The sequence below is a fragment of the Algibacillus agarilyticus genome (assembly GCF_003286125.1).
Taxonomy (GTDB): domain Bacteria; phylum Pseudomonadota; class Gammaproteobacteria; order Enterobacterales; family Alteromonadaceae; genus Algibacillus; species Algibacillus agarilyticus.
The window spans coordinates 1-18,281 of the sequence record NZ_QMED01000041.1; the positions used below are offsets into that span (position 1 = coordinate 1).

At 38.3% G+C, this 18,281-nt stretch carries 17 protein-coding genes; 13 read left to right on the forward strand and 4 right to left on the reverse strand.

The window, feature by feature from the left end; all coding sequences use genetic code 11:
- The first annotated feature begins 540 nt into the window (after window positions 1–540).
- The 9 genes from hrpB (at window position 541) to DPX34_RS19865 (ending at window position 9,735) form a co-directional block, all read left to right on the forward strand.
- Window positions 541–2,964, forward strand: coding sequence for an ATP-dependent helicase HrpB (gene hrpB / locus DPX34_RS19825; protein ID WP_269815544.1), 2,424 nt, complete (start codon window positions 541–543; stop codon window positions 2,962–2,964).
- A complete protein-coding gene (gene mrcB / locus DPX34_RS19830; RefSeq protein WP_111980172.1) occupies window positions 2,964–5,309 on the forward strand; it encodes a penicillin-binding protein 1B in 2,346 nt (781 codons plus the stop codon). Before hrpB ends, mrcB begins: the two co-directional genes overlap by 1 nt.
- Window positions 5,303–5,596 carry a GIY-YIG nuclease family protein gene (locus DPX34_RS19835; protein ID WP_111980173.1) on the forward strand — a complete coding sequence of 98 codons (294 nt, stop codon included), beginning with the start codon at window positions 5,303–5,305 and terminating at the stop codon, window positions 5,594–5,596. The genes mrcB and DPX34_RS19835 overlap by 7 nt, the downstream gene beginning before the upstream one ends.
- 163 nt (window positions 5,597–5,759) lie before the next feature.
- Window positions 5,760–6,350: a D-sedoheptulose 7-phosphate isomerase gene (locus DPX34_RS19840; protein ID WP_111980174.1), complete on the forward strand. Its 591-nt coding sequence runs from the start codon at window positions 5,760–5,762 to the stop codon at window positions 6,348–6,350.
- Entirely contained in the window at window positions 6,351–7,799 is a 1,449-nt protein-coding gene (gene hldE, locus DPX34_RS19845; protein ID WP_111980175.1) for a bifunctional D-glycero-beta-D-manno-heptose-7-phosphate kinase/D-glycero-beta-D-manno-heptose 1-phosphate adenylyltransferase HldE, read from the forward strand.
- Between the two features lie 9 nt (window positions 7,800–7,808).
- Window positions 7,809–8,369, forward strand: coding sequence for a D-glycero-beta-D-manno-heptose 1,7-bisphosphate 7-phosphatase (gmhB, locus tag DPX34_RS19850; protein ID WP_111980176.1), 561 nt, complete (start codon window positions 7,809–7,811; stop codon window positions 8,367–8,369).
- A gap of 14 nt (window positions 8,370–8,383) precedes the next feature.
- On the forward strand, window positions 8,384–8,659 hold the full coding sequence (gene ubiK, locus DPX34_RS19855; protein WP_111980177.1) for a ubiquinone biosynthesis accessory factor UbiK: 276 nt from the start codon (window positions 8,384–8,386) through the stop codon (window positions 8,657–8,659).
- On the forward strand, window positions 8,659–9,165 hold the full coding sequence (locus DPX34_RS19860) for a DUF3016 domain-containing protein (protein WP_111980178.1): 507 nt from the start codon (window positions 8,659–8,661) through the stop codon (window positions 9,163–9,165). Before ubiK ends, DPX34_RS19860 begins: the two co-directional genes overlap by 1 nt.
- A gap of 96 nt (window positions 9,166–9,261) precedes the next feature.
- Window positions 9,262–9,735, forward strand: a complete 474-nt coding sequence (locus DPX34_RS19865; protein WP_111980179.1) for a peroxiredoxin — start codon at window positions 9,262–9,264, stop codon at window positions 9,733–9,735.
- Window positions 9,736–10,070: 335 nt separating this feature from the next.
- Here DPX34_RS19865 and DPX34_RS19875 read toward each other — a convergent pair whose 3' ends face one another.
- From DPX34_RS19875 to DPX34_RS19885, 3 genes are read right to left on the reverse strand one after another with little or no spacing between them, the layout of a single operon-like run.
- Window positions 10,071–11,087 carry a hypothetical protein gene (locus DPX34_RS19875; protein ID WP_111980180.1) on the reverse strand — a complete coding sequence of 339 codons (1,017 nt, stop codon included), beginning with the start codon at window positions 11,085–11,087 and terminating at the stop codon, window positions 10,071–10,073.
- Window positions 11,077–11,685 carry a penicillin-binding protein activator LpoB gene (locus DPX34_RS19880; protein WP_111980181.1) on the reverse strand — a complete coding sequence of 203 codons (609 nt, stop codon included), beginning with the start codon at window positions 11,683–11,685 and terminating at the stop codon, window positions 11,077–11,079. The genes DPX34_RS19875 and DPX34_RS19880 overlap by 11 nt, the downstream gene beginning before the upstream one ends.
- Before the next feature lie 22 nt (window positions 11,686–11,707).
- Entirely contained in the window at window positions 11,708–13,477 is a 1,770-nt protein-coding gene (locus DPX34_RS19885; RefSeq protein WP_111980182.1) for a COG3014 family protein, read from the reverse strand.
- Window positions 13,478–13,583: 106 nt separating this feature from the next.
- Between DPX34_RS19885 and DPX34_RS19890 the strand changes: the two genes are divergently transcribed.
- The 4 genes from DPX34_RS19890 (at window position 13,584) to DPX34_RS19905 (ending at window position 17,722) form a co-directional block, all read left to right on the forward strand.
- Window positions 13,584–14,633, forward strand: a complete 1,050-nt coding sequence (locus DPX34_RS19890; RefSeq protein ID WP_111980183.1) for a hypothetical protein — start codon at window positions 13,584–13,586, stop codon at window positions 14,631–14,633.
- 17 nt (window positions 14,634–14,650) lie between these two features.
- Window positions 14,651–15,226 carry a hypothetical protein gene (locus tag DPX34_RS19895; RefSeq protein ID WP_111980184.1) on the forward strand — a complete coding sequence of 192 codons (576 nt, stop codon included), beginning with the start codon at window positions 14,651–14,653 and terminating at the stop codon, window positions 15,224–15,226.
- A gap of 129 nt (window positions 15,227–15,355) precedes the next feature.
- Window positions 15,356–16,165 carry an ETEC_3214 domain-containing protein gene (locus tag DPX34_RS19900; RefSeq protein WP_111980185.1) on the forward strand — a complete coding sequence of 270 codons (810 nt, stop codon included), beginning with the start codon at window positions 15,356–15,358 and terminating at the stop codon, window positions 16,163–16,165.
- Between the two features lie 21 nt (window positions 16,166–16,186).
- A complete protein-coding gene (locus tag DPX34_RS19905) occupies window positions 16,187–17,722 on the forward strand; it encodes a transglycosylase SLT domain-containing protein (protein ID WP_111980186.1) in 1,536 nt (511 codons plus the stop codon).
- A gap of 82 nt (window positions 17,723–17,804) precedes the next feature.
- Here DPX34_RS19905 and argR read toward each other — a convergent pair whose 3' ends face one another.
- Window positions 17,805–18,275: a transcriptional regulator ArgR gene (argR, locus tag DPX34_RS19910; protein ID WP_111980187.1), complete on the reverse strand. Its 471-nt coding sequence runs from the start codon at window positions 18,273–18,275 to the stop codon at window positions 17,805–17,807.
- Window positions 18,276–18,281 lie beyond the last annotated feature (6 nt).

The window sequence follows — 18,281 nt, forward strand, 5'->3', positions numbered from 1 at the left end:
CAAGCTGTCCTTTTAGTCCACATCCTTTACAGCAACCTTGCTGAAATTCATCCTGAATTTAAACTCCCTTTGTTACATCCATATTAATTGTCGTCCTGACAACGCTTCGTTTAGTCCATATCCTTTATAGCAGCCTTGCTATTACATCAGTCCTAGATGTATCCTTAATCAAGTCATTTGATAATGTCTGCATCAATCCTTGACTCCCTTCGACAATTAGAATTCTACTTAAATATCCTTATTTAGGTATGGTGATTTTTAAAAAAATAACTTTTAAATCTAAGTGTTTTTGTTGTTTTTGTTATTAAATGTAATACTTTACAATGACTTAGTGGTTTGGTGTCGGTTTGTAATACTAGCGATTAGGGTGATGTACTTAGTTAAATGTGAGAAATGTCTTACAAAAAAACAGCTTTTTTTAGGGCGATTTCGGCAGTTTTTAATAACCAATCTTGGTTTATATTTTTCAAATGTTGATTAAACGTTATAAGCATCTGCTTTTGTCATTAATTTTTAACTTTTATCTTAAGCTATTTTATTTTGTTACCTATTGAATCTTGCTTTCCCGAAATTACTGATGTGCTTCAAAAAAGTAATCAACTTATTTTACAGGCGCCTCCAGGTGCAGGTAAATCAACTTGGTTACCACTCGCCCTATATAAAGCTCAAATAATCAGCCAAAAAATATTATTACTAGAGCCTCGGCGTGTAGCGGCTCGCAATATAGCCCATTATCTCGCAAGTTGTTTAAATGAAAACTTGGGTGAAACAGTTGGTATTCGGATGCGCGGATACACAAAAGTGAGCCCGCAGACTAAAATTGAAGTGATCACGGAAGGTGTGTTAACGCGTATGTTGCAAACCGATCCTGAATTAACGGGCTATGGCCTTATTTTATTTGATGAATTTCACGAGCGGGCGTTACAAGCTGATACGGCGTTTGCTTTTAGTTATGATGTACAGCAAGCGCTACGAGATGATCTTAAACTGGTGATCATGTCAGCTACGCTTGATTTAGACATGACCCGGCGAATTTTACCTGATGCACCTGTTATTGAAAGCGCGGGGCGGCAATTTCCTGTCGCTTGTCATTACCGTCCGCTGTCTCGTCAATATTTATCCAATCATGTGGCTCAAGTAGTATTAGAAGCGTTGGAATACGAAGGGGATATATTGGTTTTTTTACCGGGTATTGCTGAAATTAACCAATGTGAGCGAGTGTTACTGCCTCTCATCGCCGAAAATGCATGTTGTATTAAGTTGCATGGTAAATTGTCTTTGGAAGCACAACAAGCCGCATTAAAGCCAATACCAGGTAAGCAAAAAATAGTGTTATCAACGAATATAGCCGAAACGAGTTTAACCATTTCAGGTGTTAAAGTTGTCATTGATTCTGGCATGCATAAGCGTGTTAAAGTTGACCACAAAAGTGGTTTTTCGACCCTGTTTAGTGAACGTATTTCATCGGCTTCTGCTGGGCAGCGGTTAGGACGTGCAGGGCGTGTTGCGCCGGGGACCTGTTTTCGGTTGTGGTCAGAAGATGAAAATGCACGTTTAAGACAGCAATACCCGCCTGAAATTGAAACATCAGATGTGACACAAACGTATTTTGAGCTACTTAATTGGGGAGCTCAAACATTTGCTGAGCTAAATTGGCCATCACTGCCGAGTGTTTTTCAGCAACAACAAGCGCTTGATAAATTAATTGCTTGGCAATTAGTGACGGCTGAAAAGTCTAGTACACGTTTAACACCGCTTGGCCGCCAAGTGGCCGCGCTTAAGATACCGTTAGCAATCGCTTTACTCCTTGTTCGTCAGAATGAAAGTTGTGCTTTATTAGCCGCTTGGCAATTTGAGCAGCAGCCTAACCCTCAGCAGCAACTCGATTTGATGAGCCAATTGATAGATGCCCATCGTTTACAACCGATTAAAAGTACTCTTAAAAAATGGGGTTATGCAACAAACCGTTTAGTTTTGAATGAAACCTTAATTAAACAAGCGTTGCTCGCTATTTTTAGTGATCGCTTAGCCCAAAAGCGTAAAAATGCATACGTATTAGCATCAGGCAAGGCGGTGGTATTTGCATCTGATGTGATGTTTGAAAAATTAACGGATTACATTATTGTTGTTGATGCGCATTTTTCTGAAAGCTCGGCATCGGGTCGAATTACAAGTTACGTTGCGTTAACTGAAGCGGATCTTGCCGAATTAGTTATACCTAAGTGCACAACGTCTATCGATATCGAGTTAACAGAGGTTGCGGGTAAAGCCGTTTTTTATAAAACGTTAAAATTTGCCGAATTAACTATTAGTAAAACGCGTTTAGCGCAAAAACCGACCAAAGTGCAGTTGCAGCAAGCTTGGTTAGGTGTTATTCAACATAAAGGTTTTACACATTTCGAAGGTAAAGATAAATTACTGCAATTATTGTTGAGGTTACAATTAGCCCACGAATTACAACCTGAATTGTTTAATGAATTAATTGATCTGACTTGTTTACAGCTTAATGCTGAGCAGTGGTTTGCTTTGTATTTAACCGATATAGCCAGCTTGCAAGCGTTGTACAAAATAAATTTAGTTGAGTTGGTATATTCAGGGTTAGATTACCCGCAACAAACCTGGTTGAATAAAAATTTACCGACGACTTGGTGTGCGCCTGATGGAACAAAATGTAAGCTTGAATATAGAAATGACAGAGAAGTAACGGCTTTCGTAAAAATGCAATCTTGTTATGGTTTAAATACTCATCCTACCGTTGGAAATGGTCATTTGTTACTCACGTTATCTTTGCTCTCTCCTGCGCAGCGCGCATTGCAAACAACCAAAGATATTGTTAGTTTTTGGCAAGGAAGTTATGTGGACGTAAAAAAAGAAATGAAAGGACGCTATCCGAAACATTTTTGGCCTGATTCGCCTGAAAGTGCAACCCCGGGCACTCAAACTAAGCGCCAAAGGCTTAATTAATGACAACAAAAAAGACCGCAAATTTTGTTCAGCGCTGGTTGGTTGTGCAAAAGTGGCTTGTTAAAACGAGCATAAAACTCAGCTTTTTATTGATCTGTGCCCTTGTTTTTTGGGGGGGCTATCTTGATGTTCAAATAGAGAAAAAATTTGGTGGAATGAAGTGGCAATTGCCAATTCAAGTTGTGGGGCAAGCCACACTGTTTAGTAAAGGTGATGCGGTTTCAAGTTTACAGATTAAACAGTATTTAGACCAATTAGATTATCGTTCGGTAGCTCAGGTATTGAACCCCGGTGAATATGAAATCAGTGCAGGGCAAATCACTTTATATCGTCGACAATTTCAATATGCGTTGCCACAATCGCAGCATGAATATAGTGTTCACCCCCAACATATTCGTATTACGCTTAACGATGATCGTATTACCCACCTTTTTGATTTAACGACATCGCAGCAAATAGGTAGCTTTCGTTTAGAGCCATTTGTGATTGATCGTATCCAAACGCATTCATTAGAAGATAGAGAATTTGTCAGATTAAGCCAATTGCCTGAATTGCTTAAAGACACTTTATTGTTGGTTGAAGATCGTGGGTTTTATGAACATTATGGTGTCTCTCCCATTGCCATTGGACGAGCGCTTTATCACAACATTAAAGCAGGGCGCACGGTTCAAGGGGGAAGCACGTTAACGCAGCAACTCGTTAAAAACATGTTTTTAACGAATGAGCGTAGTTTATGGCGTAAAATACGTGAAGCTTATATCGCTGTTTTGCTAGATGCGCAGTATAGCAAAGCTGAAATATTAGAGGCTTATATAAATGAAGTTTATTTAGGTCAAAACAATGCACGAGGTGTGCATGGCTTTGCGTTGGCGAGTCGTTTTTATTTTGGTAAACAAGTTGCTGAATTAGCGCCAAATGAAATCGCTATGTTGGTCGCTATTGTCAAAGGGCCGTCATACTATAACCCTCGACGATATACCGAGCGTACATTAGAGCGTCGAGATCTAGTACTTAGGTTAATGACTGAAAATAACCTTATTAGCCGCGATGAATATGAACATAATATTATCAAGCCATTAAATACGACTGACCAAGATAAACTATCCGCAGGGCGTTACACACATTATATGACGCTGGTGAAACAAGAGTTAAAACAGCTATTAACTCAGTTACCCAGTAAAAAGCGTTTAAGTGGATTAAAAATTTATACACACTTTGATCCAGTCAAACAATCGAATGCCCAACGAGCTTTAACCCATAAAATTAATGATTTAGAAAACGATCGTACTCTTCAAAATTTACAAGGCGCTATCGTTGTTGTTAATAGTAAAACGGGCGGTGTGAATGCGTTAGTGGGAGATAAAAATATACATTATAGTGGCTTTAATCGTGCGTTAAATGCGAAACGCAATATAGGCTCATTGATTAAACCAGCCATTTATTTAACCGCTTTGCAGCAACCGAAAGAGTATTCATTAGCGAGCATGATTGAAGATAAAGCGATCACGCTTGCTAGTAATGCGGGCAAACGTTGGAGTCCAGAAAATTATGATCATAAATTTTTAGGGCATGTCATGTTACTGGATGCCTTAGTGACCTCTCGTAATGTGCCCGCAGTTAATATCGGTATGAAGCTGGGTATCGATCAGGTGACCGCGCAATTACAAACGTTGGGCGTTAAATCAGCCATTCCTCAATACCCTTCTATGTTACTTGGGTCTGTCACGTTATCGCCTTACGAGGTTGCACAGTTATATCAGCCAATTGCGAATATGGGCTTTAAAAATAATCTACACACAATAATAGGTATTTACGATCAAAAGCAGAGCGTTGTTGCTCCAAAACGAGCGACTAAACAAGCGATTGATCAAGGATCGGCTTATTTACTTAATTACGCATTACAGGAAGTCACTCGTCATGGCTCTGCTCGCTGGCTCAGTCAGCAGTTTAAACAAACACGCTTTGCGGGTAAAACAGGCACAACAAATGATACACGTGATTCATGGTTTGTGGGTTATGACCAAGCTGAACTTGCCGTTGTGTGGTTGGGTCATGATGATAACGCTTCAACATCGTTAACCGGCTCATCCGGCGCGCTTCGTGTGTTTACTGAATATCAAAAACAACGCTCACCAGTTAGTTTGGTTATTGCTAAACCTCAAGCCGTGAGTATGGGCTATTTTAGTTTATCAAGTGGTCAGCCGGTTGAAGCCGATTGTGATAATACGCGTATGTTGCCTGTTATTACGACTCAAAATAATTCAATATTTGAATGTGATGAAATTCAGCTGCCTGATATGCCGTTAAAAAACGAATCTTGGTTTAAGCAATTATTCGAATGGTAAAAGCGAAAAATAATTGGTTTTTATATTTAATTGAAGCACAAGATAGCTCGCTATATTGTGGTATTACAACCGATGTTGAAAGGCGCTTTAAACAGCATGTTGAAGGATTGGGCGCTAAATATTTTCGAGGCCGTAAACCGTTGCAAGTTGTTTTTCAGGTCGGGGGGTTAACGCGAAGTGAAGCCTCGAAGCTCGAACCTCGAATAAAAAAATTAACGCGAAAAAACAAATTACGTCTTGTTGCTGACCAGCCTTCACTTGACTCTTTAGTTAAGCGTCTTGATTGAATTAATGTGAATTGGATGAGCGGTATATAAATCTATCTTTTTTGTGGTTTGTTCATGCAATATCGATCGTCAATTGTTATAGTACATAGATGCAGCTGAGCACGCTTTTCCCTTTGGGTTAGTGGGCGTTAAGTGTTGCGCTTAACTTAATTTGAGACATTCTATGACTGATTTACAGCATCTGTTTGAACAAAATTTACAAGTTCACCAAAATGTTTTTTCTGCTTTACCTTCTCTCTATACTGATATTCAATCTTTAATTAATAAATGTTATACCAGCTTAAATCAAGGCGGAAAAATTGTCTTTATGGGCAATGGCGGTAGCGCTGCCGATAGCCAACATTTAGCGGCCGAATTTGTTGTTCGATACAAAAAAGAACGACGTGCACTCGCGGCTATTGCGTTAACCACTGATACATCTATATTAACGGCAGGTGGTAACGATTACGGTTTTGACGCCGTGTTTGAGCGCCAAGTTTTTGCTTTGGTTAAGCCGGAAGATATTGTGATTGGTATCACTACTTCAGGGCAAAGTCCAAATATAAATTTAGCATTGCAAGCCGCTAATGAATTGGGTGCGACGACGGTATCCTTTACTGGGCGTGATGGCGGCAAGGTAAAAGATATTGCACAACTGAATATTATTGTGCCGAGTGATGTTACGGCTCATATTCAAGAAGCTCATATTTTTATTGGTCATTTTTTATGTGAAGCTATCGATGAACTTATAACGGCGGAAGAAGAGAACACTTAAATGGATTTAAATTATTTTCAGCGCTTGTCGCAAGCTAATATCCTTGTTGTTGGCGATGTCATGCTTGATCGATATTGGCAAGGTGACACATCACGAATTTCACCAGAAGCCCCTGTTCCCGTCGTTAAAGTAGCTCAATGCGATGATAAGGTCGGGGGTGCAGCAAATGTTGCACGTAACATCGCTTATCTAGATGGTAAAGTTGCTTTATTAGGGATTGTTGGCCAAGATGAAAATGCTGACATTTTAGAAAAAACGTTAGAACAAGATAAGATCCGTTCTTTATTAATTAAACAACATCAGCAGCCCACCATTACTAAGCTCCGTGTCTTAAGCCGACAACAACAAGTTGTTCGATTAGATTTTGAGCAAACCTTTAATAAAGACATCGCTTTTCAATTGTTTAATAAATTTTTAACGTTAGTTGATGATTACGATTGCATTATTTTCTCTGATTACAACAAAGGTTCATTAGCTTATGTGAGTGATATGATTGCAGCGGCTAAGCAACGCAATAAACTCATCCTTGTTGATCCTAAAGCGAAAGATTTAAGTATTTATGCCGGTGCAACTTATATCACGCCTAACTTAAAAGAGTTTGAAGAAGCAGGGGGCGTCAAAGGCTCTGAAGACTCGATAGCAACGAGTGTGCGCCGTATTTTATCACAATTTGATATCAGTAACATGTTACTAACACGAAGCGAACAAGGCATGTCATTGATCAATACTGAATTGAAAGTTGATCTACCTGCTCAAGTATTAGAAGTTAATGATGTAACGGGTGCTGGCGATACCGTTATAGCGACATTAGCTTGCTTTTTGAGTATTGGGGCTAAGGCCGAAGATGCGGCTACATTAGCTAATTTGGCCGCGGGCATTGTGGTTGGCAAATTAGGCGCTGCGTGTGTGACACCCGAAGAGTTGATGCGTAAGGTTAATAAAACCTTAATTAAAAATACGCGTCATTATCAATGTCCATTTGATGATGTTTTACAGCATATTGAGTTTGCTCGTCAAAGTGGCGAAAAAATTGTATTCACCAATGGGTGTTTTGATATTTTGCATGCTGGCCATGTTGATTATTTAGAAAAGGCGAAAGCATTAGGCGATCGTTTAGTGCTTGGGCTGAATTCCGATGCAAGTATTAGTCGCTTAAAAGGCCCACAGCGGCCTGTTAACCCCTTAGCTCAGCGCGCCACGGTGATGACCGCTTTGGCGGCTGTTGATTGGGTGATCCCATTTGGTGAGCAAAAAGGTAACGAATATGATGATACGCCTTATGAATTAATTAAAGCGATTAAGCCTGATGTATTGGTTAAAGGTGGTGACTATACACCTGAGAGCATTGTCGGGGCTGATTTAGTTATTGCCGCCGGTGGTCAGGTCGAAGTTATTGATTTTGTTGATGGTTGCTCGACAACCAATATCATAAATAAAATTAAGCAATAATAGGCGCGCATGATGTCAGTAAATAAAGCATTATTTTTAGATCGAGATGGCGTGATTAATGTCGATCATGGTTATGTGAGTCAAAAAGAGCAATTCGAATTTATTAATGGGATTTTTGAATTGTGCAATCATGCCAAAGCCATGAACTACATGATTATTATTGTCACAAATCAATCAGGAATTGGACGTGGTTATTACAGTCAGGCAGACTTTGATGTACTCACCGCCTGGATGAGTGCAGAGTTTGCTAAACAAGGTATTAGTATTACACAGGTTTATAATTGTCCACATCATCCTGAAAAAGCAGAAGGCGATTATAAAATTGATTGCCAATGCCGAAAACCACAACCGGGCATGATTTTACAAGCAGCAGCGGAACATCATATTGATGTCACTCAGTCTGTATTGATTGGCGATAAAATGTCCGATATGAAAGCGGCTGAAGCAGCAGGGATCCCTAAACGAGTTTTACTTAATTCGCTTTATAATGAAGGCATTGATGATTTTGGTTTAGCATCATTGCGAGTTGCTTCGTTATCTGACATTTATATACAAGATATATTTATTTAAAATTTGAGAGCATTATGATTGATACTAAAAAATTAGAAGAAATAGCTAAACAGGTGAGTGATTCATTACCCGGTGGCATGAAAAAGTTTGCTGAAGAGTTTGAGGGAAAAACCAAGCAAGTTTTGCAAAGCCAACTCAATAAACTTGATGTTGTTACGCGTGAAGAATTTGATGTGCAAACTCGAGTCTTAATGCGCACTCGTGAAAAGCTCGTTGATTTAGAAGTTAAACTGGCAGAGCTTGAAGCGTTAATTACGCCATCAGATAAAATAGAAGAAAAAAGCGAGTAATGTCGCTTTTACTCCGCTTTACCTATGCTGTCTGTTTGTTCTCTTGTGTCTTGTTTGTTACACAAGCCATGGATAAAACGGTAGGAAAAGTTCGTGTTAATTGGCTCGCGCCTGAAAAGTATACCGATGTACGACCAGGGAGTTGGGGAAGTAAAAAAAGATACACAGAGTACGTGACTAAACGGCTCACTTTGCATATTGAAAAGCTAGCTACGCAGTACCTTCCCCCCAATCATAATTTGATCATCACGGTAACGAACCTTGATTTGGCTGGTGATATTCAGTTTATCGGTTCACAGCAAATGCGGGTGATCCGCTCAATTGATATTCCACGTATTCATTTTAGCTATGAACTCACTGATCAAAACAATGAAATAATAAATACAGCTGAGGTCAAGTTAAAAGATATGGGGTTTGATATGCGCAGTCATTTTTTGAAAGATGACCCTTTTAAATTTGAATATACGATGCTTAAAAATTGGTTTAAAACCGCTTTTAGTGGTTAATTAAATATTCACAAAAATTTGAATATACGATGCTTATAAAATGGGTTTAAAACCTTTTTTAGTGGTTAATTAAATACGCTCAGAAATTGGAATAACATGATTAAATTAAACGATAAAATCCCAGCAAGTCATTTACAAGTTAAAACAACGGATGGTATGCAAACCTTATCGACTGATGAGTTGTTTGCAAATAAAAAAGTGGTTGTTTTTGCAGTGCCAGGTGCTTTTACCCCGACGTGTTCAGAAGCTCATTTACCTGGTTATGTTGTATTCGCTGATCAAATAAAAGCTAAAGGCGTGGCGAGTATTATTTGTGTTTCGGTGAATGATGCATTTGTTATGAGTGCTTGGGGTAAAGTACATAATGCTGATGAAATTATCATGGCTGCAGATGGTGATGCCAGTTTTACAAAAGCATTAGGTTTGGAAATGGATACGGCTGCATTTGGTGGTATTCGTTCGCAACGTTACGCGATGGTGGTTGAAAATGGGGTTGTCACTCAGTTAAATGTTGAGCCGCCTAAAACATTTGAAGCGAGTAAGGCCGAGAGCATACTCGCTTTGCTCTAAATTTTTATTTATACCAATTCATATAAATAAGTGATCTATCAGAATGCATCCAGCGGTTTTTAAACAAGGCGTCGGTGTACAGAAATGGTTGTTCCCTTTCAAATACCGATAACGCAGGTCAAAAGCCGCTGGGGCATTCCTTTCAGGCGAATTTTAAATGCGCATACTCTGTGTTGCTCGAACTCAAAAGAGCACCACTATTCTTTCATTTAAGCGCATTTAAACGCTCGCTGAGTGGGTACTTATTATTACGGATTGGTATTAGATATGTTAGCCATAAAAAAAGCCCAAATCATTTGGGCTTTTTTTATGGCTGTTAAGCATTCAATTGTCGGTTATTTATATAATAATGCCTTGGCAATGGCTTGACTAAATTGAGCGGCTAGTTTTTCAATCGCTTTATCTTGCGCTAATACGGCATCGCTAGAAACCCCTTTCGCTTTTTGAACGAGTGATGAAACCGTATTTTGCTGCTCATTTATTTTGACAGAGGCGACCGCAAAGCTATAAAAATTACCGCTTTGTGTTAACTCTCGCCATTTTAAATTATAAATGACGTTGAATGTGCTACGCGATTTTTGGGTAACCTTTAAGCCTTGCTGTGTTAATACTTCAGCTAGTTTGTCAGCAAATAAATCGTCCGGTTTATCTGTTTTAGCTTCAATAGAAAAGGTTATTGACGTAAACACTTGTTCAGCTTGTGTTTGTAAATTACGTATATCTGTTGATAAAACCTGAGTTTGTACCTGAAAGTCTGTTAATCGATTATTTAAAGCGGCTCTTTTTAACAGTTGTGATTTAATTTTACCGGCTTGTTTCAACTTTTCAGCAGCAGGTGAATTAGCTTTAATTGACTGAAATGATAAATTTTCATCAATATCACCAATTTGACGTGTGATGTCTGCAATGGCATCGGCTTTATTAAAGCTGACTAACACATAAGCGGTTTTGAGCTGTTCATCAATATATTGATCATCGATGGTTAAGCCTTTTAATTCAATTGCCGGGATCGTGTTCGTGATCGCTTCATTAAAGTAAAAAGCCATATCCCCTTGATTATTCGCTTCTTGCTGAACGTTAGTCTCTGCACTCACTACCACTTTAATCAATTTAGCTAATTCAGCGCGCGCGCTCTCTTGCGCGGCGTTAATTGAGTCTTGTTGATTATGGGTTAATACAGAATGCCCAACTGCATAAAGTTTTTCACCACGAGGCAAAGGGGTCGTATAAAGCCAATCGGGTTTGTTGGCCTGCTTCTTATTAACGGTTGTTGATTTGGTGGGCGCTGTCGATTGACAGCCCGACAATAACAACAAACCTAAGCATGCACTGACTAATAATTTATAATCCAAAACTGCTTCTCTCTTGATATTTTTTAATTTTCTTTTGACCATTCCAAACTTCACGGTTATTGGTCATGTCGATTAAACGTAAATCAATTTGATAAAAAGTCACTCGTTTACCGCCATCTTGATCAACGGTTGAGTTAATGCTGCCTGATAACGCGTAATCGGCACCGAGTTCTTCACCCATGGCATTCTGAGTGTTAGCGCTGGCATTCAGTTCTTGATCGCTACGCTCTGCTCGCACGTCGTTTCGAACATCATTTGAAGCGACAAAGTCAACACGGCCACTACGCAATAAAGAGCGTTTCAAATCATTTAAAAAAGTTTCTACTGGAATATGTTCATGTGACTTATTGCGAATACGTTGAATAATAACCGCAGGGCGTTCGCCTTCTTTTTTCAGGTGCTGATCAATCCAAGGAAAGCTCAACATGTCATCGACCATTGCGCTGGCAACCAATTGTGAATCTTTATCATTCCATTTATCGGTTAATGCTATCTCTTGATTAACATCAACACGCTGCACATTGGTTGATTTACAAGCGCTTAAGCCAAATAGGCTTATAAATACGAGCCCGAAAGAAATGCGTTTAGTGTTTTTCATTTAGATAATCCTTTAATAATAGTTAATCGTTGTTTTGTAAAATGCGCTCTCGGGTGACATTAATCACGCCCTGCGTATTTGTTTTTTTAGGTTCAATGTTTGTATTCATTTTATTCAAGGAACTCATCTTTGAAAAGGTATGAATTTGCATAAATGCAATTTGTTTATCAATAATGTTAACCGTTTCTTTTTGTTCGATTATTTGACCGTCTGTAAGATGCGTTTTTATGATGATTTCATGCTGACCTGGGGCTAATTGGGTACGAGCTACATTAATGTTAGCGGGTAATGTTAGCCAATTTCGAGTGTCGGCACCTGAAGTTGCGGCATTCATGACCTTAGTCGTCGCTTTAGCTAATTCACCTAAAAAGCCTTTATTTAAGCCGGTTGCTTTTAAGGCTTTCTGAGCGGCTAATGCTTTAATGAGTGCACTAACGATAGCACTTTGAATTTGACTATTAGCGTTACGAAGCTGCTCTTGGACTGCTATTTTTTCGATTGACTCTAATGTTATGAATGTTGAAGCAACTTGACCGTCAATGATGAGTTCTGTTTTGCCGAATGGCGATTTTAATTGTGGATAATACGGAACGGCTACTCTAATACCGTGACCAATCGCTTTTATTAAGCCCGACTCTATGGCTGTATCCCACAATGGACCTAATGGTAAGGTTTTTCTTAAGTTACCTTTTAAAGCATGAATAATATTACCGGTTAAGTAATTCTGTACATAATCAAAAGGCGATTTATCGGCGTACAGCATATTGAACCAATTTAATTGGTCTTGCCTGTCTTGGTGGTGTCCTTTTGGAAATGGCGTTATATTGAATGAATGTGTTGAGAGATCAGCGGTTAGAATCATATTCAACGTGTTTCTTTTAGGTGCAATACCTGAATGTTGAATGATGACTAATTCACTGTGGTGATCATTTGTTCTTAAACGCTTTTGTTGAGTCTTGTTAAGTTTTTTCTTTGCTAGTTTAGGCCATTCGTTTTCATAGCCACCGGCTTTTTGCATTAATTGTAGTGTATCAAACCATACCTGTTTTGTAGCTTGGTCTGTTAAGCTATATTGTTTACTAAAGCCATTTTCATATGCTTGTGCCGCTTTTTGATATTCGATGCGCGCGCTGTCTAATTCATTATTCATTTCGTAAAGTAGGGCCGAAATATAATGGGCAAAAGCATCATCTTTATATTCTATATTTTCCCCTACTGTACTTGATAGTACTTCATTAAAGAAGTTGGAAAATTTATTATTGAGAGAACCATCATCTTCTTTTTTTGCATTCTTTAGTACATAGCCCCCCGAATTTTGAGTTAATTCGCTTAATTTAGTGCTTAAGCGGCGCACTTCGATTAAAGCTGTATCAAGTTCTGCTTGGCTTAACTTGCCATTTAGTTGCCCTTGCTTGAGGTAATTTAGTGCTTTGAAATAATTAACAAACGTATTTTCAAAAACGAAGCCTTTATAAGATGAACCGGTAAATAGTTCAGCGGCTTCGTCCGATATACTGGTTGTATAAAATGATTCACTAATACTTTCGGCTTGGTTAAAATGTTGGTTACTTTTATCAAACTGTCCATTTAAGTGATTTATCGTTCCTAGTTCTAAATGGCGTAATAGTTTATTATTACTGTCAGCTGGGTAGTTTGTCGCGATGGCTTGTTCTGCTAAGGCATAATTGCCTTTTTGCATTTCTATAATTGGGTCTATTTGAGACCGTTTTGAAATAGTCACACAGCCTGTTAAACAGAAAGCAACCACGCAAAGGAGTAGCTTTGTTTGCATGTTATATCCTTATAAAGTACGTTTAAGTGTATATTAGTTAATTTAACCGTATTTTCACAGTGACCACAATTAAAACTCAACGATATATTTAGATGGATCTATTTTCATGTTTATTCGAATTGTTACTCTAACATTATTTTTTTGGGCTTTTGGTGCCTTTGCTAATAGTAAATCAGCTGCTCCTTGTTGGTTTGTAAGCCCTGCAAACCCTAATATAACGGGTTTTATTGGTGCGGCTAGTCCGTTTAGTGCGATGCCCAATGGCTCTAAATATGCCAGTAGAAAACGCGCATTAGCTAAAATGGCTATTTTTTATAATTGGTCACTCTCAACAAAAGACTTAAATAATGTTAAAACCTCTCGTGTTGATTTAAGTAATGGTAAACAAGTCGCTTTTTCAGAGCCTTATGTCAATGACAATGCCCTGTACAGTTATGTTTATTTAAATACAATTAAAAATAAAAAATATTTAGCCGCGAATCGACAATGTAAATCGGCATTATGCGATTTTAAAGCGTGCTCTCCTGCGTGGTTATGTCAAGATCAGTACCCGAGTTTGCTCGGGGTAAGCCAGTTAACGGCCAGCCCTGCCAAGCAACTTTTTGAAGCCGGTCACAATGCGCAACAAATTTTCAAATTAACTAAAGAATCACATGTTCAAGTTGATACAAAACGGTTAGTCTCTACAGGTAAGTGGCAAGACTGGGCTTTCACACAAGAACGAAGTGAAGTCGAAGCAATAGGAAGTGCATCACCTTTATTGAATACACACCTGTGTTTAACCGAGTCTTATTTATTTGCGCGTTTTATCGACCCAAATCAAGATACGGCGTTACATAAACCTTTTGCAGAGTGGTTAATACAGCCAAGTACAAAAGAGAGTTATGGTGTTGTTGGGCATTTTTCGGGCCTAACGGCGGATGGTAAGTTAAGCACGGCTATTAATTTAGCCATAAAAGATGGATTGAAAGAGCTTGCTCGAATTAAAGAAATATCGATTGATAATACTTACCGATTAAAATCGGGTGATGGACTCTATTCTTTTTCATCAACATTTGAAAATACATCAACTACGGTTAGAGCAAAATTGATGGATGTAAGAGTTGAAGAACAAAATGAAAGGCTTATTATTAATACGTGGTTATTAGAAAATTAAACAAAAGGGAAATGGAAATGAAAGCACAAAAACTATTAATTGCAACTGCGGTTGTTAGCTTATTAGCTGCATGTGGTTCAACTAAAGAAGACGTTAACAAATCGACTGTTAATATTCCGCAATGGGTATTAAATCCGGTAGTTGAAGATGGTATTGCGGCTGCGGATTGTATTAAATTTTCAGGTAATATTTCAATTGACCAAAAAATGGCGTCTGCCAATACGCGCCTTGCTCTAGCGCAACAAATTGAAACACGTATTGAAGGTTTAGATAAAACTTATGCACGTAGAACCGATACAAACGAAGAGATCTCTACGGGTACTAACTTCAGTTCTGTTTCTAAGCAATTGACAAAACAAAAATTAAATGGCTCTCGTGTTATAAAATCAGATATCGTTAATATCGCCGGTGCTGACCATTTTTGTGCTTTGATGACATTAAGCCCAAATGCCACAAAAGAGTTATTCGATGCCATTGTTAAAGAATCGAAGCGAACGGTAAATGCCCAAGACGAAAAATTCTTATATGAAGAATTCAAAGCATTTAAAGCTGAGCAAGATTTAGATAAAGAGATTCAGCGTTTAACTGACTAAATCGATATGACTTTATCGACTATGATAAAAGTGTTTTAGGTAACTAAAGCACTTTTTGTATTTATACTTATTGCCCATTTATAAAAAATTTAGACGTGACTGGGTACATTGATTGACGAGTTAATATTAATGGGATCTAATCCAACCGAGCCGGCTGAAGATGTAACAAACCAGAAGCGCCTACCGCTTTTTTGGCGCAAGTTGCAATCCGGTATTATGGTTACCGCGGCCTTAATGATATCCGCTGGGCAGTGGAATGATACAACCGAAGTTTTTTCAAATTTGTATCAAACAACGATGGCTAATTTTACCCACCAAATTGAATACGATTTGATTGAAAAAATTAACGTGGGTAATAGCTTCGACTACGTCAAAGCATCTTTGGGCGAGCCTTATGTGGTTAAACGCTCTCGTATTAATAAAGACGTTCGCTTTCATTATTACACGCAAGATAAATTCGATTTAACATTAATGATTAATGATGATCGCGTTATTGGATATAGTGTGTATGTAAAAGAAGCTGATTTTGTACCCCAAATTCCATTTGCTGAAAAATTAAGCTCAAAGTCGTTGAGTAGTTTACCTGAAAAGAGTCAGCAATATAGTTACGACGTTGGCAACTTAACGTATTACATTGAAGCGACCGAGTTAGGCAAACAACAAATGTTTATGCGACAAGTTCGAGGCTATCTTGAATATGCAGCGGTTAATGATTCAATTAATAATGAAGTTGATTATCGTAAAAAAATTGCGGTATTAATTGAAAAAATAGACCAAGTCGAAACGTTTTCAGAAGATGAAACTGAATTAACAAAAGCGATCCAAGCGCTTCGCACACAACTGTACCCTAACTTTTTTGCAATTACAGAATTAGATACCCAAATTATTGCAGAGTCACTATTGACTCGTTATGAATATCAAATGTTTACTAAAAGCTAATTATTAGAAGGATTTTATATTATGGCTCGTTTACCTGCACTATTAGCTACCTCGCTTATATTGAGTTCATTTAGTTTATCGGCGCAAGAATCGGATCCATTCGCCGAATTAGATGCGGCGATGGAAAGTTTAGAAAAAGAAGGCACTGCCGCTGAAATGTCGGAATTTCAGCAATGGAAAGATGAATATTTAGCTGAATACCAGGCTTTTAGGCAAGAACACTTTCAGCGTGTTGATGATATTCGCGATAATTTAATGAGTATTTGGGGGGATGCTGAAGTATCGACGACCTCACAATTTGTTGAATATAGTGACGATCAAAAGACAAAAACAGTTTACGATTTCGAGAATGATGAAATCCGTATTAGTGTTGTGCATGGTGAAAATGAAGAAGTCGATGCAAAAGCGATCTCTAAAATTCTAACAGACAAGTTAACGATTAAAAAGCAGGCTGAAATCGTTAAGGATGTAACGGATGAGCGCGTGCCAACGGTAAAAGAAATGCCGAAGAGCGTATTTGAGCAAGCGGATAAAATGACGCAAAGTGAGCATGAACAAAAGCATAGTGCGACACAAAAGCCGACTCTTGTTAATAAAGATACAATGTTAGCTTCTATGTTAGGTGATCAGGCGTTAAAAGATAACTTGATTAAAGACCTTGTCACTCAAGCGCAGAAAAAAGAGCAAGAGATCGAGTTAACTAAAAAACCGAGTGCAGTCATAGAAAAAGAAATAAAGTTAATTAAAAAGCAAGCGGTTGCACAAATTGCTCAAGTCGAAAAAATGTCAGATTTAGTTAACGCTGCACCCGAAAGTACGCCGAACAAACCGGTGATCAGCGATGCTAAAATTGCAAAAGAACAAAAGCAAATTCAAAAAGAAACTGAGCAGCGGATTAAAAAATTAAAACAGACGGCTCAAGCGTTAACAACAGATAAGAACAAGCGTGACGCATTAGCGAATAAAAAAATAACGACATTTACGGTTCCACTGGCGAATAAAAACCAACTAACTAAAGCGAAGCCGTTTATTGAGCCTGTATTAAGTGAAGCTAAACGCTGGGATTTAACACCTAGTTTGATGTTGGCCATTATGCATACTGAAAGCCATTTTAACCCTAAAGCTGAATCGCATATACCCGCTTATGGTTTGATGCAAGTCGTTCCACGTTCTGCTGGTGTTGATGTTAATCGCTTTTTGTTTAAGCAAGATAAACCCATGTTAGCCGCGACTCTTTTTGAACCAGATAAAAATATTGAAGCGGGTGTTGCATACATGCATATTTTAAATAGCCGATATCTGCGTAAGATTGAAAACCCACTGAGTCGTATGTATTGCATGATTGCGGCGTATAATACTGGCAGTGGTAATGTGGCTAAAACATTTAATAAAGATGGCTCTCGTAATATAAACAGAGCGGCAAAAATTATTAATCAGTTATCACCTGAAGATGTATACGCTAAGCTTTTGTCTAATCTACCGTATGATGAAACACGTAATTACGTTAAAAAAGTCACTAAACGTCAAAACCTTTATACAAGTTTAGATAAAATATAAGTGATTAAATTGAAGTGACATAAAGACATAAAGACGTTAAATCTTTCTGTCTTTATTGATAATTAACTGAAAGTGTATTTAATTAAGCGTTTTCAAATAAATCTTCAATCATAACAATTGTTTCTTCGATTGCTGCTATATCACTTGGGGCAATAAAAATAGTGTCATCACCGGCTATTGTTCCTAACACCCCATCTGCTTGGCTTAATGAATCTAGCATTCGCGCAATCAGTTGCGCAGCCCCTGGAGATGTTCTAATTATTATCATGACACTGTTATGCACGATATCTAATACTAAGTGTTTTAATGGGCTGTGCGCTGTGGGGATCCCTAATTCAGGGGGTAGACAATAAACCATATCTTGCTTGGCATTACGTGTTCTAACCGCGCCAAATTTACTTAACATACGAGATACTTTTGATTGACTCACATTGTCAAAGCCTTGATCTTTCAAGGCGCTGACTATTTCACTTTGTGAGCCAAAAGATTCATCTTTTAAGAGTAGTTTAAACGCTTTAACAAGCGCATCTTGCTTGTTATCGGTATTTGACATTTTGTG

Excerpts from the sequence above, each read along its gene's own strand:
- DPX34_RS19835 (WP_111980173.1), top strand. The coding sequence starts at position 5,303 with ATGGTAAAAGCGAAAAATAATTGGTTTTTATATTTAATTGAAGCACAA.
- gmhB (WP_111980176.1), top strand. The coding sequence starts at position 7,809 with ATGATGTCAGTAAATAAAGCATTATTTTTAGATCGAGATGGCGTGATT.
- DPX34_RS19900 (WP_111980185.1), top strand. The coding sequence starts at position 15,356 with ATGGGATCTAATCCAACCGAGCCGGCTGAAGATGTAACAAACCAGAAG.
- DPX34_RS19885 (WP_111980182.1), bottom strand. The coding sequence starts at position 13,477 with ATGCAAACAAAGCTACTCCTTTGCGTGGTTGCTTTCTGTTTAACAGGC.
- hldE (WP_111980175.1), top strand. The coding sequence starts at position 6,351 with ATGGATTTAAATTATTTTCAGCGCTTGTCGCAAGCTAATATCCTTGTT.
- DPX34_RS19895 (WP_111980184.1), top strand. The coding sequence starts at position 14,651 with ATGAAAGCACAAAAACTATTAATTGCAACTGCGGTTGTTAGCTTATTA.
- DPX34_RS19865 (WP_111980179.1), top strand. The coding sequence starts at position 9,262 with ATGATTAAATTAAACGATAAAATCCCAGCAAGTCATTTACAAGTTAAA.
- argR (WP_111980187.1), bottom strand. The coding sequence starts at position 18,275 with ATGTCAAATACCGATAACAAGCAAGATGCGCTTGTTAAAGCGTTTAAA.
- mrcB (WP_111980172.1), top strand. The coding sequence starts at position 2,964 with ATGACAACAAAAAAGACCGCAAATTTTGTTCAGCGCTGGTTGGTTGTG.
- ubiK (WP_111980177.1), top strand. The coding sequence starts at position 8,384 with ATGATTGATACTAAAAAATTAGAAGAAATAGCTAAACAGGTGAGTGAT.
- DPX34_RS19860 (WP_111980178.1), top strand. The coding sequence starts at position 8,659 with ATGTCGCTTTTACTCCGCTTTACCTATGCTGTCTGTTTGTTCTCTTGT.
- DPX34_RS19840 (WP_111980174.1), top strand. The coding sequence starts at position 5,760 with ATGACTGATTTACAGCATCTGTTTGAACAAAATTTACAAGTTCACCAA.
- DPX34_RS19890 (WP_111980183.1), top strand. The coding sequence starts at position 13,584 with ATGTTTATTCGAATTGTTACTCTAACATTATTTTTTTGGGCTTTTGGT.
- DPX34_RS19880 (WP_111980181.1), bottom strand. The coding sequence starts at position 11,685 with ATGAAAAACACTAAACGCATTTCTTTCGGGCTCGTATTTATAAGCCTA.
- DPX34_RS19905 (WP_111980186.1), top strand. The coding sequence starts at position 16,187 with ATGGCTCGTTTACCTGCACTATTAGCTACCTCGCTTATATTGAGTTCA.